At 68.3% G+C, this 19,809-nt stretch carries 17 protein-coding genes and 1 tRNA gene; 15 read left to right on the forward strand and 3 right to left on the reverse strand.

Going from position 1 to position 19,809, the window contains the following annotated elements; translation table 11 throughout:
• Window positions 1–185 precede the first annotated feature (185 nt).
• From desA to glmS, 7 genes are all read left to right on the forward strand, one after another.
• On the forward strand, window positions 186–1,628 hold the full coding sequence (gene desA / locus OP79_RS24210) for a lysine decarboxylase DesA (protein WP_033322801.1): 1,443 nt from the start codon (window positions 186–188) through the stop codon (window positions 1,626–1,628).
• Window positions 1,612–2,904 carry a lysine N(6)-hydroxylase/L-ornithine N(5)-oxygenase family protein gene (locus OP79_RS24215; protein ID WP_211270855.1) on the forward strand — a complete coding sequence of 431 codons (1,293 nt, stop codon included), beginning with the start codon at window positions 1,612–1,614 and terminating at the stop codon, window positions 2,902–2,904. The genes desA and OP79_RS24215 overlap by 17 nt, the downstream gene beginning before the upstream one ends.
• Window positions 2,901–3,464 carry a GNAT family N-acetyltransferase gene (locus tag OP79_RS24220; RefSeq protein WP_033322802.1) on the forward strand — a complete coding sequence of 188 codons (564 nt, stop codon included), beginning with the start codon at window positions 2,901–2,903 and terminating at the stop codon, window positions 3,462–3,464. Before OP79_RS24215 ends, OP79_RS24220 begins: the two co-directional genes overlap by 4 nt.
• Window positions 3,461–5,275, forward strand: a complete 1,815-nt coding sequence (locus OP79_RS24225; RefSeq protein ID WP_051744879.1) for an IucA/IucC family protein — start codon at window positions 3,461–3,463, stop codon at window positions 5,273–5,275. The genes OP79_RS24220 and OP79_RS24225 overlap by 4 nt, the downstream gene beginning before the upstream one ends.
• 74 nt (window positions 5,276–5,349) lie before the next feature.
• Entirely contained in the window at window positions 5,350–6,234 is an 885-nt protein-coding gene (locus tag OP79_RS24230) for a DUF4429 domain-containing protein (protein WP_033322803.1), read from the forward strand.
• A gap of 128 nt (window positions 6,235–6,362) precedes the next feature.
• The gene (locus OP79_RS24235; RefSeq protein WP_033322804.1) at window positions 6,363–6,620 is read left to right on the forward strand and encodes a hypothetical protein; all 258 of its coding nucleotides are present in this window, start codon (window positions 6,363–6,365) and stop codon (window positions 6,618–6,620) included.
• A 26-nt stretch (window positions 6,621–6,646) separates the two neighbouring features.
• Window positions 6,647–8,464, forward strand: a complete 1,818-nt coding sequence (gene glmS / locus OP79_RS24240; RefSeq protein ID WP_033322805.1) for a glutamine--fructose-6-phosphate transaminase (isomerizing) — start codon at window positions 6,647–6,649, stop codon at window positions 8,462–8,464.
• 231 nt (window positions 8,465–8,695) lie between these two features.
• Here the strand turns inward: glmS and OP79_RS24245 are convergent, their stop codons facing one another.
• Entirely contained in the window at window positions 8,696–9,286 is a 591-nt protein-coding gene (locus tag OP79_RS24245; RefSeq protein WP_033322806.1) for a GPR1/FUN34/YaaH family transporter, read from the reverse strand.
• A 191-nt stretch (window positions 9,287–9,477) separates the two neighbouring features.
• A complete protein-coding gene (locus OP79_RS24250; RefSeq protein WP_033322807.1) occupies window positions 9,478–10,005 on the reverse strand; it encodes a universal stress protein in 528 nt (175 codons plus the stop codon).
• Window positions 10,006–10,405: 400 nt separating this feature from the next.
• On the opposite strand from OP79_RS24250, the gene OP79_RS52075 reads away from it, so the two are divergent.
• From OP79_RS52075 to OP79_RS24265, 4 genes are all read left to right on the forward strand, one after another.
• Window positions 10,406–10,750: a hypothetical protein gene (locus tag OP79_RS52075; RefSeq protein WP_078491978.1), complete on the forward strand. Its 345-nt coding sequence runs from the start codon at window positions 10,406–10,408 to the stop codon at window positions 10,748–10,750.
• Window positions 10,751–11,127: 377 nt separating this feature from the next.
• Window positions 11,128–12,345, forward strand: a complete 1,218-nt coding sequence (locus OP79_RS24255; RefSeq protein WP_033322808.1) for a helix-turn-helix domain-containing protein — start codon at window positions 11,128–11,130, stop codon at window positions 12,343–12,345.
• A gap of 183 nt (window positions 12,346–12,528) precedes the next feature.
• Window positions 12,529–13,131: an oligoribonuclease gene (orn, locus tag OP79_RS24260; protein WP_033322809.1), complete on the forward strand. Its 603-nt coding sequence runs from the start codon at window positions 12,529–12,531 to the stop codon at window positions 13,129–13,131.
• Window positions 13,132–13,235: 104 nt separating this feature from the next.
• A tRNA-His gene (locus OP79_RS24265) sits at window positions 13,236–13,308 on the forward strand.
• A gap of 94 nt (window positions 13,309–13,402) precedes the next feature.
• Here the strand turns inward: OP79_RS24265 and OP79_RS24270 are convergent.
• Window positions 13,403–14,458: a LacI family DNA-binding transcriptional regulator gene (locus OP79_RS24270; RefSeq protein WP_033322810.1), complete on the reverse strand. Its 1,056-nt coding sequence runs from the start codon at window positions 14,456–14,458 to the stop codon at window positions 13,403–13,405.
• 347 nt (window positions 14,459–14,805) lie between these two features.
• Here OP79_RS24270 and OP79_RS24275 point away from each other — a divergent pair, with 347 nt between their 5' ends.
• The 4 genes from OP79_RS24275 to OP79_RS24290 all read left to right on the forward strand — a co-directional run bounded on the left by OP79_RS24275 (window position 14,806) and on the right by OP79_RS24290 (window position 19,603).
• Window positions 14,806–16,134: an ABC transporter substrate-binding protein gene (locus OP79_RS24275; RefSeq protein WP_033322811.1), complete on the forward strand. Its 1,329-nt coding sequence runs from the start codon at window positions 14,806–14,808 to the stop codon at window positions 16,132–16,134.
• Window positions 16,131–17,159, forward strand: coding sequence for a carbohydrate ABC transporter permease (locus OP79_RS24280; RefSeq protein WP_033322812.1), 1,029 nt, complete (start codon window positions 16,131–16,133; stop codon window positions 17,157–17,159). The genes OP79_RS24275 and OP79_RS24280 overlap by 4 nt, the downstream gene beginning before the upstream one ends.
• A gap of 86 nt (window positions 17,160–17,245) precedes the next feature.
• Window positions 17,246–18,079 carry a carbohydrate ABC transporter permease gene (locus tag OP79_RS24285; RefSeq protein ID WP_245685438.1) on the forward strand — a complete coding sequence of 278 codons (834 nt, stop codon included), beginning with the start codon at window positions 17,246–17,248 and terminating at the stop codon, window positions 18,077–18,079.
• A gap of 105 nt (window positions 18,080–18,184) precedes the next feature.
• Window positions 18,185–19,603, forward strand: a complete 1,419-nt coding sequence (locus tag OP79_RS24290; protein ID WP_033322814.1) for a GH1 family beta-glucosidase — start codon at window positions 18,185–18,187, stop codon at window positions 19,601–19,603.
• The last annotated feature ends 206 nt before the right edge of the window (window positions 19,604–19,809 follow it).

Here is a 19,809-nt window from a genome sequence, read left to right on the forward strand (position 1 = left end):
CCAGGGAGGGTGATCCAAGGAGAGTGATCCATCCCTCACGGACAGCCACCAAACGCCGGCATACGTGCAACTAAAGGGACATGAGGGACGAGCGAGAGCCGAAAAGTTAGGTTAGCCTTACCTAAGTCACACGCTCTCAGGAACACCGCGCCCCACACCCTCTCTGTCCCCGGAGGAAACCCCCCATGCGCTCGCACCTGCTCAATGACACGACCGCGGAGCGGTACCGCAGCTCCGTGACCGAAGGAATCGAGCGGGTGGCGGCCAAACTCGCCACCACCGACCGTCCGTTCACCGGCGTCACGGTCGACGCCCTCGCGCCGCGCATCGACAAGGTCGACCTCGACCGGCCGCTGCTCGACACCACCGCGGCCCTGGACGAGCTCGAGGAGCTCTACCTGCGCGACGCGATCTACTTCCACCACCCGCGCTATCTCGCGCACCTCAACTGCCCGGTCGTGATCCCCGCCGTCGTCGGCGAGGCGGTCCTATCGGCCGTCAACTCCTCGCTGGACACCTGGGACCAGTCGGCCGGCGGCACCCTCATCGAGCGCCGGCTCATCGACTGGACCACCGAGCGCATCGGCCTCGGCCCGGCCGCCGACGGCGTGTTCACGTCCGGCGGCACCCAGTCCAACCTCCAGGCGCTGCTCCTTGCCCGCGAGGAGGCCAAGACCGACTCGTACGCCAAACTGCGCGTCTTCGCCTCCGAGGTGAGCCACTTCAGCGTCAAGAAGTCGGCGAAACTCCTCGGGCTCAGCCAGGACTCCGTGGTCTCCATACCCGTCGGCCACGACAAGCGCCTGCAGACCGTCGCGCTCGCCCATGAGCTGGAGCGCTGCCGCCGCGACGGGCTGATCCCGATGGCCGTCGTCGCCACCGCGGGCACCACCGACTTCGGCTCCATCGACCCGCTGCCCGAGATCGCCGAGCTGTGCGACCAGTTCGGCGCCTGGCTGCACGTCGACGCGGCGTACGGCTGCGGGCTGCTCACCTCCCTCAAGAACCGTCACCTCATCGACGGCATCGAGCGCGCCGACTCCGTCACCGTCGACTACCACAAGTCCTTCTTCCAGCCGGTGAGTTCATCCGCCGTGCTGGTCCGGGACGCCGCCACGCTGCGGCATGCCACGTACCACGCGGAGTACCTCAACCCGCGCCGCATGGTGGAGGAACGCATCCCCAACCAGGTGGACAAGTCCCTGCAGACCACCCGCCGCTTCGACGCGCTCAAGCTGTGGATGACGCTGCGCGTGATGGGCGCCGACGGCATCGGCGAACTCTTCGACGAGGTCTGCGAACTGGCGCAGGAGGGCTGGGAGTTGCTCGCCGCCGACCCGCGCTTCGACGTGGTCGTCGCGCCGTCGCTTTCCACCCTCGTCTTCCGCTACATCCCGGCGGCCGTCACCGACCCGGCCGAGATCGACCGCGCCAACCTGTACGCCCGCAAGGCCCTGTTCGCCTCCGGTGACGCGGTCGTCGCGGGCACCAAGGTCGCCGGCCGCCACTACCTGAAGTTCACCCTGCTCAACCCCGAGACCACGACGGACGACATCGCCGCCGTACTCGACCTGATCGCCGGCCACGCCGAGCAGTACCTGGGAGAGTCCCTTGACCGCGCTTCCTGAATCCGCGCTTCCCGAATTCCCCGAGAAGACCCACGACTTCATCGGGATCGGCCTCGGCCCCTTCAACCTCGGCCTCGCCTGCCTCACCGAGCCGATCACCGAACTCGACGGCGTCTTCCTGGAGTCCAAGCCGGACTTCGAGTGGCACTCCGGAATGTTTCTGGAGGGCGCCCACCTCCAGACGCCGTTCATGTCGGACCTGGTCACCCTGGCCGACCCGACGTCCCCGTACTCCTTCCTCAACTACCTGAAGTCCTCAGGGCGGTTGTACGCGTTCTACATCCGCGAGAACTTCTATCCGCTGCGCGTCGAGTACGACGACTACTGCCGCTGGGCGGCCGGGCAGCTCTCCAGCATCCGTTTCAACACGACGGTCACCGAGGTCACGTACGTCGATGACGTCTATGTCGTACGGACGGAGGCCGACGAGACCTACCGCGCCCGGCACCTCGTGCTCGGCACCGGAACACCGCCGTACATCCCCGAGGCCTGTCAGGGTCTCGGCGGGGACTTCATCCACAACTCCCGCTACCAGCAGCACAAGCAGGAGCTCCAGGCGAAGAAGTCGATCACCCTGGTCGGCAGCGGGCAGTCCGCCGCGGAGATCTACTACGACCTGCTGAGCGAGATCGACGTACACGGCTACCGGCTGAACTGGGTCACGCGCTCGCCCCGCTTCTTCCCGCTCGAGTACACCAAGCTCACGTTGGAGATGACCTCCCCGGAGTACATCGACTACTTCCACGCGCTGCCGGAGCGGACCCGTTACCGGCTCCAGTCGGAGCAGAAGGGCCTGTTCAAGGGCATCGACGGTGAGCTGATCAACGAGATCTTCGACCTGCTCTACCAGAAGAACCTCGGCGGCCCGGTTCCCACCCGGCTGCTCACCAACTCCTCCCTGAACAGGGCGAGTTACGAGAACGGTACGTACACCCTCGGCCTGCGTCAGGAGGAGCAGGAGAAGGACTACGAGCTGCACTCCGAGGGCCTGGTCCTGGCGACCGGCTACAAGTACGCGGAGCCGGAGTTCCTGAAGCCTGTACGCGACCGGATTCTCTACGACGAGCAGGGCAACCACGACGTGGCCCGCAACTACGCCATCGACACGACCGGGCGCGGCATCTTCCTGCAGAACGCGGGCGTCCACACGCACTCGATCACGTCACCGGACCTCGGCATGGGCGCGTACCGCAACGCGTACATCATCCGGGAGCTGCTCGGCAGCGAGTACTACCCCGTCGAGAAGACCATCGCCTTCCAGGAGTTCGCCGTATGAGCACTGCGATTCTCGGGGCGCTCTCACTGCGCCCCCTCGACCCGCTCTCCGACGCCGAGCTGCTGCACTCCTGGGTGACCCATCCCAAGGCGGCCTACTGGATGATGCAGGGCGCCCGGCTCCAGGACGTGGAGCGCGAGTACATGCGGATCGCCGCCCATGAGCACCACGACGCGTTCATCGGGCTGCACGACGGCGAGCCGGCGTTCCTGATGGAGCGCTACGACCCGCGGTACGTCGAACTCGTCGGCCTGTACGAGCCCGAGCCCGGCGACGTCGGCATGCACTTCCTGGTGGCGCCGACGGACACACCCGTGCACGGCTTCACCCGGGCCGTGATCACCGCGGTGATGGAGTCCCTGTTCGACGACCCGCGCACCCGGCGGGTCGTCGTCGAACCGGACGTGAGCAACACGGCCGTGCACGCGCTGAACGAGGCCGTCGGCTTTGTGCCCGTACGTGAGATCCAGAAGCCGGAGAAGCGCGCGCTGCTGTCGTTCTGCACGCGGGCGCACTTCTTTAAAAAGCACAGCCTGGCTTCGCGAGGAGTGGCGATATGACCCTGACCACCCACACCCACATCGACACCGCAACCGGACCGCATCTGTCCGACGCCGTGGCGCACCTGTCGCCGGAGCGCTGGACGCGGGCGAACCGCCTCCTCATCCGCAAGGCCCTCGCCGAATTCGCCCACGAGCGGCTCCTCACGCCGGAGGCCACCGACGACGGCTCGTACGTCATACGCAGCGACGACGGCCTCACCCGCTACCGCTTCACCGCCGCCCGCCGCGCCCTCGACCACTGGCAGGTCGACGCCGAGTCGATCACCCGGCACCGCGACGGCAGGGAACTCCCCCTGCACGCCCTGGAGTTCTTCATCGAGCTGAAGGGTGCACTGAGCCTGAGCGACGAGGTACTGCCGGTCTATCTGGAGGAGATCTCCTCCACCCTCTCCGGCACCTGCTACAAGCTCACCAAGCCCCAGCTCACCTCCGCCGAGCTCGCGAGGAGCGGCTTCCAGGAGATCGAGACGGGGATGACGGAGGGCCACCCCTGCTTCGTCGCGAACAACGGGCGGCTCGGCTTCGGGGTCCACGAGTACCTCTCGTACGCCCCTGAGACCGCGAGCCCCGTACGGCTGATCTGGCTGGCGGCGCACCGCTCGCGGGCGGCGTTCACGGCGGGCGTCGGCATCGACTACGAGTCGCTGCTGCGGTCCGAGCTGGGGGACGAGACGCTGAAGCGGTTCTCCGTCACCTTGACCGAAAAGGGCCTCGACCCGGACGACTACCTCCTCATCCCAGTCCACCCCTGGCAGTGGTGGAACAAACTCTCCGTGACCTTCGCGGCCGAGGTCGCCCAGCAGCACCTGGTGTGCCTGGGTGAGGGCGACGACGAGTATCTGGCCCAGCAGTCGATCCGGACGTTCTTCAACAAGAGCGCCCCCGAGAAGCACTATGTGAAGACCGCTCTGTCGGTCATCAACATGGGTTTCATGCGCGGCCTTTCCGCCGCGTACATGGAGGCGACGCCGGCCATCAACGACTGGCTGGCCCAACTCGTCCAGAACGACCCGGTGTTGAAGTCCACCGGTCTGTCGGTCATCCGTGAGCGCGCGGCCGTCGGCTACCGGCACCTGGAGTACGAGGCGGCCACCGACCGCTACTCCCCATACCGCAAGATGCTCGCCGCCCTGTGGCGCGAAAGCCCGGTCCCCTCCCTCCAGGAGGGCGAGCAACTGGCCACCATGGCCTCCCTCGTCCATGTGGACCACGAGGGCGCGTCCGTCGCGGCGGCGCTGATCGAGCGCTCGGGCCTCACGCCCGTGGAGTGGCTGCGGCGCTACCTGCACGCGTACCTCACGCCGCTGCTGCACAGCTTCTACGCGTACGACCTCGTCTTCATGCCGCACGGCGAGAACGTCATCCTCGTCCTGAAGGACGGCGTCGTACAGCGCGTGATCTACAAGGACATCGCCGAGGAGATCGCGGTGATGGACCCGGACGCGGTGCTGCCGCCGGTGGTCGAGCGGATCCGCGTCGAGGTGCCCGAGGACAAGAAGCTGCTGTCGATCCTCACGGACGTCTTCGACTGCTTCTTCCGCTTCCTGGCCGCGAACCTCGCCGACGAGGGCGTCATCGAGGAGACCGACTTCTGGCGGACGGTCGCCGACTGCGTACGCGACTATCAGGCAGCCGCGCCCGAACTGGCCGACAAGTTCCGGCAGTACGACATGTTCGCGCCGGACTTCGCGCTGTCCTGCCTCAACCGGCTCCAGCTGCGCAACAACAAGCAGATGGTCGACCTCGCCGACCCGGCCGGAGCGCTCCAGCTCGTCGGCAACCTGAAGAACCCCATAGCCGGGCTGTAGCAACAGCCCCACAAGCAGGCGGGCGCCCTCAAGTACGGTCCCAGGGGGCGCCCGTCGTCGTACAGAATTGCCGTATGGCGGAAATCATCCAAAAGGACGGTACTTGGACCTTCGACGGCGATGCCCTGCACCTGACACCGGGGCGCGACAAGAGCGTCAGTCTGTTGCGCAAGACGCTGGGTGAACTGACCGTCCCGCTGGGCTCGTTGGCGGGGATCTCCTTCGAGCAGGGCAAGAAGTCCGGCCGGTTGAAGCTCCGGCTGCGGGAGGGAGCGGACCCACTGCTGCAGGCGACCGGCGGCAAGCTCGCCGAGCCGAACGATCCGTATCAGCTCGCCGTCGACTCCGACCGCTACGGCGTCGCCGAGTACTTCGTGGACGAGATCCGCAACGCGCTGCTGCTGGACCAGGTCCCGGCCACCGCCGTCGACCGCTATCTGCTGCCGGGCCCGTCCGTGCCGCTGTCGGTGTCCGCCGGGGACGGCACCGCGAGCTTCGACGGGGAGCGCGTACGGCTGGAATGGAACTGGAAGACGGAGGAGGCCAAGGCTGCGTCCGGCCCCCGCACGCTCTACTTCGCGGATATCCAGTCCGTGGAGTGGCACCCCGCGATCGGCCTGGAGAACGGCTGCCTGCGCTTCACCGTCCGAGGCGCCCCGACCAAGGCCCCGCCGAAGTACGACCCCAACTCCATCGAGCTGTGGGGCTTCAAGAAGGACCCGTTGATGGCGCTGATCGCGGCGGCGGTACAGGCCCGCCTCCCGCACCCGTCGGCGTCCGTCGAGGACCGGGTGCCCACAGCGTCGAACGCCCCCGCCCAGGACGCCGAGCCGCCCGCCGAGCCCGATCACGACGCGCTACTGCGCCGCCTGCGCGAACTCGGCGAACTGCACAAGTCGGGCGTCCTCACGGACGAGGAGTTCACACTGGCCAAGCAGGCCATCTTGAAGCACCTCTGAGCCACCCCTCTGACCTGACATAGATCCTTTGCGGCCAGTGCAGGTTCTTTGAGACGGTTCCGCCACGACCCTGCCCGATTTCGGGCAGATTTCTTGCGATCACTCGCCCCATCATTCAGGATCATCGAGTGCACGACGAACTCGTTGATCACCTGACGCGCTCCACCGCCCTCAACCGGGGCGAGGCACTGCGGGTGATACAGGACGTGCTCGCCTACTTCGACGAGACGACGGAGGATTTCGTCCGTCGCCGCCATCGTGAGCTCCAGGTTCAGGGCCTGGTGAACGCGGCGATCTTCGAACGGATCGCGGCGGACCTGAAGTACCGCGCGGTCGCACCGCCCGAGCTCACGCTCAGGCAGCTGCGCCGCATCGTTTATGGCTAGATCATCTACGGCTAGGGGCCTTCTGTATGTGTGGAATCGTCGGTTACATCGGCAAGCGTGACGTGGCGCCGCTGCTCCTCGAAGGCCTGCAGCGCCTGGAGTACCGCGGCTACGACTCCGCCGGCATCGTCGTGACCAGCCCGAGGACGGCCGGCCTCAAGATGGTCAAGGCCAAGGGCCGGGTCCGCGACCTGGAGGCCAAGGTGCCGGCCCGCTTCAAGGGCACCACCGGCATCGCCCACACCCGCTGGGCCACGCACGGCGCCCCCTCCGACGTCAACGCGCACCCGCATCTGGACGCCGAGGGCAAGGTCGCCGTCGTCCACAACGGCATCATCGACAACGCCTCCGACCTGCGCAGGAAGCTGGAGGCCGACGGAGTCGAGTTCCTCTCCGAGACCGACACCGAGGTCCTCACCCACCTCATCGCCCGCTCGCAGGCCGTGAAGCTCGAGGACAAGGTTCGCGACACACTGCGCGTCATCGAGGGCACGTACGGCATCGCCGTGATGCACGCCGACTTCCCCGACCGCATCGTGGTGGCCCGCAACGGCTCCCCGGTCGTCCTCGGCATCGGCGAGAAGGAGATGTTCGTCGCCTCGGACATCGCAGCCCTGGTCACCCACACCCGCCAGATCGTCACGCTCGACGACGGCGAGATGGCCACACTGAAGGCCGACGACTTCCGTACCTACACCACCGAGGGCACCCGCACGACCGCCGAGCCGACCACCGTGGAGTGGGAGGCCGCCTCGTACGACATGGGCGGCCACGACACGTACATGCACAAGGAGATCTCCGAGCAGGCCGACGCCGTGGACCGGTGCCTGCGCGGCCGCATCGACGACCGGTTCTCCACCGTGCACCTGGGCGGCCTGAACCTGGACGCCCGCGAGGCGCGCAAGATCCGCCGCGTGAAGATCCTCGGCTGCGGCACCTCGTACCACGCGGGCATGATCGGCGCCCAGATGATCGAGGAGCTGGCCCGTATCCCCGCGGACGCCGAGCCGGCCTCCGAGTTCCGCTACCGCAATGCGGTCGTCGACCCCGACACGCTGTACATCGCGGTCTCGCAGTCCGGTGAGACGTACGACGTACTGGCCGCGGTGCAGGAGCTGAAGCGCAAGGGCGCGCGCGTCCTGGGCGTGGTGAACGTGGTGGGCAGCGCCATCGCCCGCGAGGCGGACGGCGGCATCTATGTCCACGCGGGCCCCGAGGTCTGCGTCGTCTCGACCAAGTGCTTCACGAACACCACGGTCGCCTTCGCGCTGCTCGCGCTGCACCTGGGCCGCACCCGTGACCTGTCGGTCCGCGACGGCAAGCGGATCATCGAGGGCCTGCGCAGGCTGCCCGCGCAGATCTCGGAGATCCTTCAGCAGGAGGGCGAGATCGAGAAGCTGGCGGCGGAGTACGCCGAGGCCCGCTCGATGCTCTTCATCGGCCGTGTACGGGGCTACCCGGTCGCCCGCGAGGCCTCGCTGAAGCTCAAGGAGGTCTCGTACATCCACGCCGAGGCCTACCCCGCCTCCGAGCTCAAGCACGGCCCCCTCGCCCTGATCGAGCCCGCCCTGCCGACGGTCGCGATCGTGCCCGACGACGACCTGCTGGAGAAGAACCGCGCCGCCCTGGAGGAGATCAAGGCCCGCAGCGGCAAGATCCTCGCGGTGGCGCACCAGGAGCAGGAGAAGGCCGACCGGACGATCATCGTCCCGAAGAACGAGGACGAGCTGGACCCGATCCTGATGGGCATCCCCCTCCAACTCCTCGCCTACCACACGGCGTTGGCCCTGGGCAGGGACATCGACAAGCCCAGGAACCTCGCCAAGTCGGTCACGGTGGAATAAAAATTCCGCAAGACCACCGAAGCGATAATTGAGCAACCCCCACGGCGATCAACCAGGTCCGCGAAAGCGGCGCCGGTTTAGGCGCAAAGGGGCGCGCAACCAGGTCCGCGAGAGCGGCGCCGGTTTAGGCGCAAAGGGGCGCGCGAACGGCCTCCTGTGTGTGCCACCAGCACACAGGAGGCCGTTCTTTGCGGGAGCCGACGTCGCCCATTACGCCGGCTCGTGGCTGCCTCAGCCGGGAGCCGTCATCCTCCGGCCGGCAGCGCGTCGTGGGAGTGCGGTGGGCCAGTGGGCCAGGAACGCCGTCGCGGTGTACCAGGCCACGGCGCCGCCCGCCACGGCGAACCAGCCGCCGACCTTACCGAGCGCTTCGTTGTCCGCGAAGCTCGAGATGGCGAGAAGCACCAGCGCGACGAAGAACAGCCCGTAGGCGCCCTGTGCGAGCGGTCCGCGGGCCGCCGCCCCGAGGGTGAGGCTCAGCGCGACGAGAGCGAACAGCAGGAAGAAGAGCCCTGCGGCGTTGTCCGACAGCGCGCTGCCGGCGGTGACTCCCCAGTCGCCCGCCATCGCACCCCAGGCGAACCACAGGGCCCCGAATCCCGTGAAGGCCGTGCCCGTGACGATGTCACGGTCGCGGAACGCGAACAGACCCGCGATGAAGAGCGCGATGCCGCCGACGTAGGTGGCCAGGCCCACGGCGTCGGCCGCCGTCACGCCGTCGATCACTTCGGTGTGACCGAGGCCGAAGAACAGCAGGGTGATGCCGAGGGCGAGATGACCGAGGGTGGTGATGGTGCTTCCCGCAGTGACGTCGTTGTTCACGGCGGGGCTCCTTTCATGCAGGTGCGCTTGCGCGATGCCCTATGTCGGAACCGTGTCGGTCCGACGACCGGTTTGTACCCTTCACAAAGACACAAACACCTCTACGCACGAGTAGGTTTATGCCGCGTCAGAAGCAGCCCGACACCCCGCCGCGCCGCGCCTCACCTGGGGCAATGGAACAAGGGGACGCGTCACGGGATGACGATGACCGGCCGCTGCGCCCGCTTCGCGAGCCGTCCCGCGACCGAGCCGAAGATCCGTCCGACGATGCCGTGCGTGGAGCCGACGACGATCGCGTCCGCCTCGTACTCCCGCCCGACCTCCTCGAGCTCGTGGCAGATGTCGCCGCCGCGCTCGACGAGGATCCAGGGCACCTCGGCGAGATAGTCCGCGCAGGCGAGTTCGAGCCCGAGCACCTCGGTGCGGTGGTCCGGGACGTCGACGAAGACCGGGGGTTCGCAGCCCGCCCACACCGTGGTCGGCAGCCGGTTGGCGACGTGCACGATGATCAGGCCGGAGCCGGAGCGGTGTGCCATTCCGATCGCATAGGCGAGGGCGCGCTCGCTGGACGTCGAGCCGTCGAAGCCGACGACGACGCCGTGCTTGAAAGCAGGGTCACAGGACTGACGTGTCTCTTCCGCCGCGAAGGGCTCGGACGCCGTGGGATCGACGACGGGGCGCTTGCGGTCCGCGGGATCGAAGAATTCTTGACCGGCCATGGCTGTCTCGGCGTTTGGATCCTCATGGGTGGGACGACAGGTGCTACGGAGCTGTGTCCGGGAATCTTCTTCCCAACCCCATACCCCCAAGGGTACGGCGGCACGCCTCCTCTGCCCAGATCCCGCGACGGCCGCGGGAGGGTTCCAGGGAGCATGCACGAGAGGGTGCCCGCAACGCAATGGTTGCTGCCCCGTACAGGCTGTTTGCACGGGGTTTTGACAGGCGTGGGGCGACAGTTGATCGGTTCGCCCCCGCCGCTCGGTCTCTTTTCGGCGGGCTCGGCGGCGGTCGGGCTCCCGCCCGCGGGGCGGATTCCGTGACCGGCCGGTCGAACAGGCGTTGAACCCCGGTGAGCCACCGCTCCAGACAGGCCCAAGCCACCGTCCAGGGAGGCCCACCGTGCCCGCATCCCAGCCCTCCTCCGGGAGGCCCGCCGCGCAGGACTCCGTCGGCGACTCCGTGAGCGATGTGGTGCGCTGGGCGGCCTTCAGCTGCGTACTGGTCCCCGTGGTGCTCGTCGGGTACGGGACGTCCCTGGCGGGCGCGGCAGGGACGGCCCTCGGCCTGGCGGCGGTGACAGCGGCGTGCCGGGCCCTGTTGAGGCGGTCCGAGCGGTTCGCTGCGGGCCCGGCGAGCGAGAAACCGGCCGAGAAACGGACGGCAAGTCGCCGACGGCGCATCAGGGGCGGTACGGGAGCGCACAGAGGGGGCCGGCGAGCGGCAGAAAACACGCCGGTCGACTGACCGGTTTCCGCTCACGCGCCCGGTGCTTTTCAGCCAACTTCTGGCTCCCGTGCATTCGTTGGCCGAAGGGGTCTCCACCCCTCGTTCGACCTGCACCGAAAGGGGCACCAAGGGGCCTCGCACCCTACGGGGACCGGCCACGCATGCGAGGCGCACTTCCCTGTACGGCCCACGAGTGCAACGCTTCGTGATCGAATGCTTCACGCCAAGTTGTCATGTCGACAATGTGCCGAGTGCTGAACTGGTCACGTAGGCACCACGGGACACAGTAGATTCGATCATGCTGTCTTACGGCGGGGGACTCGTGCAGGACCAAGGGGAAACGTGCAGGAGCGACACAACCGAGGAGCCGCGACCACCGAGGGGGGCTTAGCAGTATGAGCCACGACTCCACTGCCGCGCCGGAAGCCGCGGCCCGGAAACTTTCCGGGCGACGCCGCAAGGAGATCGTCGCGGTGCTGCTGTTCAGCGGCGGCCCCATCTTTGAGAGTTCCATTCCACTGTCGGTGTTCGGGATCGACCGCCAGGACGCCGGCGTACCGCGCTACAGGCTGCTTGTCTGCGCCGGGGAGGAGGGGCCCCTGCGGACCACCGGGGGACTCGAACTCACCGCGCCCCAGGGGCTGGAGGCGATATCCAGGGCAGGCACGGTCGTCGTGCCTGCCTGGCGGTCGATCACCTCCCCACCGCCGGAGGAGGCGCTCGACGCACTGCGCCGGGCGCACGAGGAGGGCGCCCGCATAGTCGGGCTGTGCACCGGCGCCTTCGTACTCGCGGCGGCAGGTCTGCTGGACGGTCGTCCCGCGACCACCCACTGGATGTACGCGCCGACGCTGGCCAAGCGCTATCCGTCCGTCCACGTCGATCCCCGCGAACTGTTCGTGGACGACGGCGACGTACTGACATCGGCGGGTACGGCGGCGGGCATAGATCTCTGTCTGCACATCGTGCGGACGGACCACGGAAACGAAGCAGCCGGAGCGCTGGCCCGCCGTCTGGTGGTCCCACCCCGGCGCAGCGGCGGCCAGGAGCGCTACCTCGATCGGTCTTTACCAGAGGAGATCGGCGCCGACCCGCTCGCGGAGGTCGTCGCCTGGGCGCTGGAGCATCTCCACGAGCAGTTCGACGTGGAGACGCTGGCGGCACGCGCGTACATGAGCCGTCGTACGTTCGACCGCCGGTTCCGCTCGCTCACCGGGAGCGCTCCCCTGCAGTGGCTGATCACGCAGCGGGTGCTCCAGGCGCAGCGGCTCCTTGAGACGTCCGACTACTCGGTGGACGAGGTGGCGGGCCGCTGCGGCTTCCGCTCCCCGGTGGCCCTGCGCGGCCACTTCCGCCGGCAGCTCGGCTCGTCCCCGGCCGCGTACCGGGCCGCCTACCGCGCCCGGCGCCCACAGTCCGACAAGCCCTCGGACCCGGAGGGACCACCACCGCCCCCGCAGGAGTCCGCCTCGGTCCCCCCGCAGACCCGCCGCACGGCCGCCGCGCACGCCGTGGGCCCGTCGGCGTCCCTGTCCACGGAGCCGGACAGGAGCGGCAACGAGATGTACGCCAACGGCCGGCCGAGCCTGCCGGGGCAGCGGAGCGCGCCGTAGCGCTCCGCTGGGTAAGGCGGTTTCGAAGCTGCGGGTTCGTTGTGGCTGGTCGCGCCCCGCGGCGGAGCCGCAAATTGACACCGCCCCGCGCCCCTTACGGGGCGCGGGTGAGGCGCGGCGCCAGGCAGCCGGCCGGGTCCCGCGCCTGCCACCGGGCATCGCCGGGGGCATAGGGTAAGACATATGAACGATCGCATGGTGTGGATCGACTGCGAGATGACCGGCCTCTCGTTGTCCGACGACGCGCTCATCGAGGTGGCCGCGTTGGTCACCGACTCTGAGCTGAACGTGCTCGGCGAAGGGGTGGACATCGTGATCCGCCCGCCCGACACGGCGCTGGAGACCATGCCGGAGGTGGTGCGCGCCATGCACACCGCCTCCGGTCTCCTCTCCGAGCTGGCCGCCGGTACGACACTGGCGGACGCCGAGGAGCAGGTCATGGCGTACGTACGGGAGCACGTCAAGGAGCCGGGCAAGGCCCCGCTGTGCGGCAACTCGGTGGGCACGGACCGCGGTTTCCTGCTGCGGGACATGCCGAGCCTGGAGGAGTACCTCCACTACCGGATCGTCGACGTCTCCTCCGTCAAGGAACTGGCCCGCCGCTGGTACCCCCGGGCGTACTTCAACAGCCCGGAGAAGAACGGCAACCACCGCGCCCTGGCGGACATCCGCGAGTCCATCGCCGAACTCCGCTACTACCGCGAGGCGATCTTCGTCCCGCCCCCGGGCCCGGACTCCGACAAGGCCCGCACGATCGCCGCGAAGCACGTCCTGCCTGCGCAGTAGGGGCTGTGCTCCGCCCTCGAAAACGCGGGCGCGAGCACCCCTCGGGACCCTGTACACTTTTTCTCGGCCGGTCAGGAAGTCCACGCGGACAACCGCCGGGCATGGTGGGTGTAGCTCAGCTGGTAGAGCACCTGGTTGTGGTCCAGGATGCCGCGGGTTCAAGTCCCGTCACTCACCCTCGAAGACGAAGGCCCGACCTGCACAGACAGGCCGGGCCTTCGTCGTTCCCGAACCACGGGAACCGCACGGAACACCGCGGGAGCACCGCCCCTCACGACGAGTCGCGCTCCACCAACGTCGCGGGAAGCACCAACTGCCGCTTGTCCAGGCCTCGCGAGACCGCAGGACGGCGGTCCGCGATCTCGTCGAGCAGGAGGTCGAGCATCGCGCGGCCCATGTCCTCGATCGGCTGGCGGACGCTGGTCAGCGGCGGGTCCATGTGGCGGGCGATGGCGGAGTCGTCGTAGCCGACGAGGGCCACGTCGTCGGGTGTGCGGCGACCGGCCTCGCGCAGGACCTGGCGGGCGCCGGCCGCCATGACGTCGGAGCCGGCGAAGACGGCGTCCAGGGCGGGGCAGCGGGCGAGCAGTTCCGTCATCGCGCGGCGGCCGCCCGCCTCCGTGAAGTCACCCGTGAGGATCAGTTCCTCGTCGACCTCCCGGCCCGCGTCGCTCAGCGCGTCGCGGTAGCCGTCGACGCGGCGCTGGGCGCCGAAGACGTCGAGGCGGCCCGCGATGTGGGCGATGGTGCGGCAGCCCCGGTCGAGCAGGTGCTCCACCGCGGCCCGGCCGCCGCCGTAGTTGTCCGAGTCGACGGACGGCAGCGTCTCCTCCGCGGACCTGCGGCCGCTGATCACCGCCGGGATCTCCAGCTGGGACAGCAGATCCGGCAGCGGGTCGTCCGCGTGGACCGAGACCAGCAGGACGCCGTCCACCCGGTGCGCCGCCAGGTACTGGGCCAGCCTGCGCCGCTCCCGGTCACTGCCCGCGAAGATCAGCAGGAGCTGCATCTCGGTGTCCGAGAGGGCCGCGCCCACGCCCCGGAGCATGTCCGAGAAGTACGGCTCCGCGAAGAAGCGGGTCTCGGGCTCGGGGACGACGAGGGCGATGGCGTCGGTGCGGTTGGCGGCGAGAGCGCGGGCCGCCGTGTTCGGGACGTAACCGAGCTCCGCGACCGCCGCCTCGACGGCCGCGCGGGTGGCGTCGCTGACCCGCGGGGAACCGTTGATCACGCGGGAGACCGTGCCGCGGCCCACTCCGGCTCGCGCGGCGACCTCTTCGAGGGTCGGCCGCCTGCCGCTGCGCCCCCGCGCTCCGTGGACTACCATCCCCTGCCTCCCGTCCGACACGGCTCGCACCGCGTGTGGCCTGGAATCTAACAGTGTCGGTCCGTACGCGGCTTCCGGCGCTCATCTGCCGACGCCCATACCGGATTTGATCGCTCCCCGGCCGTTAGTTAACGGCCCGATAACTGAAGACATATCTCGCTGTCCGGTCCCTTGACACCCCCGCATCGAGGGGCGAACCTTCAACACATCACCGGTGGGAGCGCTCCCACAGTACCTGGCACATACACATCCCGCACGTTCCCCGCCCGAGCCGCAAGTCAGAACACACGGGCCCAGCAAGAGAGTTGGCCGGGGGGTCGGCACGTCAGGGCAACAGGAGGACGACAATGCGCGCACGTACCCGAACCGGCCACCGCAAGGTGGTAGTCCTCGCGGCTGTGGCCTCGCTGGGCGCCGGGCTGCTGGCCGGCTGTGCAGAGGACTCCGGCGACGGCTCGTCGAACTCGGACGGAGGCAACGGCGGCAGCGGCAAGACCACGCTGTCCGTCGGCACCTTCGGTGTCTTCGGCTACAAGCAGGCCGGTCTCTACGACGAGTACATGAAGCTGAACCCGGACGTCACCATCAAGGAGAACGTCACCACCCGCACCGACGTCTACTGGCCCAAGACCCTCACCCGTCTGCAAGCCGGTGCCGGTACCGACGACATTCAGGCGATCGAGATCATGAACGTCACCGAGGCGGTGGAGACCCAGGCCGACAAGTTCGTCGACCTCGGCAAGGAAGTCGACAAGTCCCAGTGGTTGGACTGGAAGAACGCCCAGGCCACCACCAAGGACGGCAAGCAGATCGGACTCGGCACCGATGTCGGCCCGATGGCGATCTGCTACCGCAAGGACCTGTTCGAGAAAGCCGGCCTGGAGACCGACCGCACCAAGCTCGCCGAACAGTGGAAGGGCGACTGGGGCAAGTACGTCGACCTCGGCAAGCAGTACATGGAGAAGGCGCCCAGCGGCACCAAGTTCGTGGACTCCGCGTCCTCCGTCTACAACGCGGCCCTCGGCGGCGAGCCCGAGCGCTACTACGAGACGGACGGCACCGTCATCTGGGACAAGTCAGACAGCGTCAAGAAGGCCTGGAACGTCGCCATGGAGGTGGCGACCAGCGACATGTCGGCGAAGCTGAAGCAGTTCGACAAGCCGTGGGACCAGGGCTACTCCAACGGCACCTTTGCGACGGTGGCCTGCCCGGCGTGGATGATCGGCTACATCCAGGAGAAGTCCGGTGACTCCGGCAAGGGCAAGTGGGACGTGGCGGCGGCGCCGACCGCGGCCAACTGGGGCGGCGCCTTCCTCGGCGTCCCGACGGCCAGCAAGAACCAGAAGGAGGCCATCAAGCTGGCGAAGTGGCTGACCGCGCCCGAGCAGCAGGCGAAGGTCTTCGCCAAGCAGGCCAGCTTCCCGTCGACCCCGTCGGCGTATGCGGACCTGAAGCCGGCGGCCGCCACCGCGGCATACTTCTCGAACGCGCCGATCACCGAGATCTTCTCGGCCTCCGCCGAGACCATCCCGAGCCAGTACTTCGGCATCAAGGACCAGCCGATCAACACCGCGCTCACCGACATCGGCATCCTGCAGGTCGAGCAGAAGGGCAAGTCGCCCGAGGAGGGCTGGGACGCCGCCACCGAGGAGATCAAGGACGTGCTCGGCCAGTGACCAGCTCCAAACAGGCTCTCGCGCAATCCGCGCCGAGCGCCGACGCCGCGCCCGGTGAACAGCCGGGCGCGGCCCGGGGCGCTCAAGGTCGCGGTACACCGCCCCCAGGCCCCAGTTCCTGGCGCAGCCGGCTGTACCGCTGGGACATGAAGGCGTCGCCGTACGCGTTCATCTCCCCCTTCTTCATCTTCTTCGGGGCCTTCTCGCTCGTCCCGCTGCTGTACACGGCCTGGTACTCGCTGCACAACGTGCAGCTGTCCGACCTGGACAACCAGACCTGGGCGGGCCTGGACAACTACCAGAACCTGTTGTCCTCCGACTTCTTCTGGAACTCCCTGTGGGTCACGCTCGTCATCGGCGTGATCTCGACCGTGCCGCAGCTGATCATGGCGATCGGGCTCGCACACCTGCTCAACTACAAGCTGCGCGGCTCGACCGTGTGGCGGGTGGTCATGCTCACCCCGTACGCCACCTCGGTGGCGGCGGCCACGCTGGTGTTCGTGCTGCTGTACTCCTGGGACGGCGGCATGATCAACTGGCTGCTCGACTTCGTCGGGGTCGACCCCATCAACTGGCGTGAGTCCGACTGGGGTTCGAAGTTCGCCGTCTCCACGATCGTGATCTGGCGGTGGACCGGCTACAACGCGCTGATCTACCTCGCGGCGATGCAGGCGATCCCCGCCGACCTGTACGAGTCGGCGTCCCTCGACGGCGCGAACCGCTGGCAGCAGTTCATCCATGTGACGGTCCCGCAGCTGCGGCCGACGATCCTGTTCACGGTGGTCGTCTCCACGATCGGCGCGACGCAGCTCTTCGGTGAGCCCCTGTTGTTCGGCGGGGTCAGCGGCTCGAAGGGCGGCTCCGGCCACGACTACCAGACGCTCGGCCTGTACATGTACGACCAGGGCTGGGTCATCGGCAACCTCGGCAAGGCGTCCGCGATCGCCTGGTCGATGTTCCTGATCCTGCTGCTCATCGCCGTGATCAATCTGCTGGTCTCCCGACGCCTGAGGAAGTCCCAATGACCACCAGCGAAGTGCCCCTCACTCAGGAGAAGGAGCAGGAGAAGGGGGCGAAGGCGAAGAGCGACCGGGGCTTCCGGCGCCCCCGGATGCTCGGCGCGGGCAAGCAGCTACACGCGGGCCCGGTCACCTATGTGGTCCTGACCATCTTCGCTCTCGTCTCGCTGGCGCCACTGGTGTGGACGGCGATCGCGGCCTCGCGCACCGACCAGCGGCTCGCGCAGACGCCGCCGCCGCTGTGGTTCGGCGGGAATCTGTTCAAGAACCTCGAGCGTGCGTGGGAGGAGGCCTCTCTCGGCGCCGCGATGTTCAACACCACGCTGGTCGCGACCACCATCACCGTCGGCACGGTCCTGTTCTCCACGCTGGCCGGTTTCGCCTTCGCCAAGCTGCGGTTCAAGTTCTCCAGCATCCTGCTGCTGCTGACCATCGGCACGATGATGATCCCGCCGCAGCTCGCCATCGTGCCGCTGTACCTGTGGATGGCCGACCTCGGCTGGTCAAACCAGCTGCAGACCGTCATCCTGCCGACGCTGGTCACCGCCTTCGGCACGTTCTTCATGCGGCAGTACCTGGTGCAGGCGCTGCCCACCGAGCTGATCGAGGCGGCGCGTGTGGACGGCGCGAGCAGTCTGCGGATCGTGTGGCATGTGGTCTTCCCCGCGGCGCGGCCCGCGATGGCCGTGCTCGGCCTGCTGACCTTCGTGTTCGCCTGGAACGACTTCCTGTGGCCGATCATCGCCCTCAACCAGGACAACCCGACCGTGCAGGTCGCGCTCAACGCCCTCGGTACCGGCTACGTCCCCGACCAGTCGGTGATCATGGCAGGCGCGCTGCTCGGCACGTTGCCGCTGCTCATCGCCTTCCTCCTGTTCGGCAAGCAGATCGTGGGCGGGATCATGCAAGGCGCGATCAAGGGCTGACCCGCCGCGCCTCCGCCCGACGGGGCCGGGTCATCGACGCCCCGGCCCCGCTCATCTCCCCCACTTACTCCTCGGCCCTCCACGACCCCTTATGGGAGCGCTTCCATGCCTGAGCCTGTGACCTTTCCCCCCGCCTTTCTCTGGGGAGCCGCGACCTCCGCGTACCAGATCGAAGGGGCGGTGCGGGAGGACGGCCGTACACCCTCGATCTGGGACACCTTCAGTCATACGCCGGGCAAGACGGCCGGTGGCGAACACGGTGACATCGCTGTCGACCACTACCACCGCTACCGCGACGACGTGGCCCTCATGGCGGAGCTGGGCCTTGGTGCGTACCGCTTCTCGGTGTCCTGGTCGCGGGTGCAGCCCACGGGCCGCGGCCCCGCCGTCCAGCGCGGCCTCGACTTCTACCGCCGCCTGGTGGACGAGTTGCTCGCGCACGGCATCAAGCCGGCCCTCACCCTCTATCACTGGGATCTGCCGCAGGAGCTGGAGGACGCGGGCGGCTGGCCGGAGCGCGACACGGCGCTGCGTTTCGCGGAGTACGCGCAGATCGTCGGCGAGGCGCTCGGTGACCGCGTCGAGCAGTGGATCACCCTCAACGAGCCGTGGTGCAGCGCCTTTCTGGGGTACGGGTCCGGGGTGCACGCTCCGGGCCGTACGGACGCGGCGGCTTCGCTGAAGGCGGCCCATCACCTCAACCTGGCGCACGGGCTCGGCACTTCGGCCCTGCGTGCCGCGATGCCCGCCCGCAACACGATCGCGGTGAGCCTCAACTCCTCGGTGATCAGGACGGTTTCGCAGGACCCGGCGGACCTGGCGGCAGGGCAGCGGATCGACGACCTGGCGAACGGCGTCTTCCACGGCCCGATGCTGGGCGGCGTGTACCCCGAGACGCTCTTCGAGGCGACGTCCTCGGTCACGGACTGGTCGTACGTCCTCGACGGCGACCTCGAGCTGATCCACCAGCCGCTGGACGCCCTGGGCCTCAACTACTACACCCCGACGCTGGTTTCGGCCGCCGAAGCCGCCCCGGCCGGCCCGCGCGCGGACGGCCACGGCGCCAGCTCGTACTCCCCCTGGCCGGCCGCGGACGATGTGATGTTCCATCAGACTCCAGGCGAGCGCACGGAGATGGGCTGGTCGATCGACCCGACCGGCCTCCACGAGCTGATCATGCGCTACACCAGCCTGGCCCCCGGACTCCCCCTGTACATCACGGAGAACGGCGCCGCCTACGACGACAAGCCGGACCCGGAAGGCCGTGTCCACGACCCCGAGCGAATCGCGTACCTGCACGGCCACCTCTCGGCCGTCCGCCGCGCGATCACCGACGGCGCGGACGTCCGCGGCTACTACCTCTGGTCCCTGCTGGACAACTTCGAATGGGCCTACGGCTACGGCAAGCGCTTCGGCGCGGTGTACGTCGACTACTCGACCCTGGCTCGTACGCCGAAGTCGAGCGCCCACTGGTACGCACAGGCAGCTCGCTCGGGGGAGCTGCCTCCGGTGACCACTGAGTAGAGGGAAACAGGGGGAACGGGGGGATGGGGCGCGGCACTTGAGGGGGGTGCCGCGCCCCTGGTCTTGAGCGCGGGCGAGGGCGGGGGTGATGGTGCGGCCGCGTGGCGCGGTGTGGTGCGGTGGTGCGTGCGGTGGATGCGGTGCCGCGCGGCGGACGCGGCGGTGGGTCTGGGAGGGTGCTGTGTCGAAAAGTGTGAGCACTTCTC

The organism is Streptomyces yerevanensis (assembly GCF_000716805.1).
Classification (GTDB): domain Bacteria; phylum Actinomycetota; class Actinomycetes; order Streptomycetales; family Streptomycetaceae; genus Streptomyces; species Streptomyces flaveus.

Bases quoted from the DNA above. Each gene is read 5' to 3' on its own strand.
- desA (WP_033322801.1), top strand. From the start codon at position 186: ATGCGCTCGCACCTGCTCAATGACACGACCGCGGAGCGGTACCGCAGC.
- OP79_RS24220 (WP_033322802.1), top strand. From the start codon at position 2,901: ATGAGCACTGCGATTCTCGGGGCGCTCTCACTGCGCCCCCTCGACCCG.
- OP79_RS24225 (WP_051744879.1), top strand. From the start codon at position 3,461: ATGACCCTGACCACCCACACCCACATCGACACCGCAACCGGACCGCAT.
- OP79_RS24230 (WP_033322803.1), top strand. From the start codon at position 5,350: ATGGCGGAAATCATCCAAAAGGACGGTACTTGGACCTTCGACGGCGAT.
- glmS (WP_033322805.1), top strand. From the start codon at position 6,647: ATGTGTGGAATCGTCGGTTACATCGGCAAGCGTGACGTGGCGCCGCTG.
- OP79_RS24250 (WP_033322807.1), bottom strand. From the start codon at position 10,005: ATGGCCGGTCAAGAATTCTTCGATCCCGCGGACCGCAAGCGCCCCGTC.
- OP79_RS24255 (WP_033322808.1), top strand. From the start codon at position 11,128: ATGAGCCACGACTCCACTGCCGCGCCGGAAGCCGCGGCCCGGAAACTT.
- orn (WP_033322809.1), top strand. From the start codon at position 12,529: ATGAACGATCGCATGGTGTGGATCGACTGCGAGATGACCGGCCTCTCG.
- OP79_RS24270 (WP_033322810.1), bottom strand. From the start codon at position 14,458: ATGGTAGTCCACGGAGCGCGGGGGCGCAGCGGCAGGCGGCCGACCCTC.
- OP79_RS24275 (WP_033322811.1), top strand. From the start codon at position 14,806: ATGCGCGCACGTACCCGAACCGGCCACCGCAAGGTGGTAGTCCTCGCG.
- OP79_RS24285 (WP_245685438.1), top strand. From the start codon at position 17,246: ATGCTCGGCGCGGGCAAGCAGCTACACGCGGGCCCGGTCACCTATGTG.
- OP79_RS24290 (WP_033322814.1), top strand. From the start codon at position 18,185: ATGCCTGAGCCTGTGACCTTTCCCCCCGCCTTTCTCTGGGGAGCCGCG.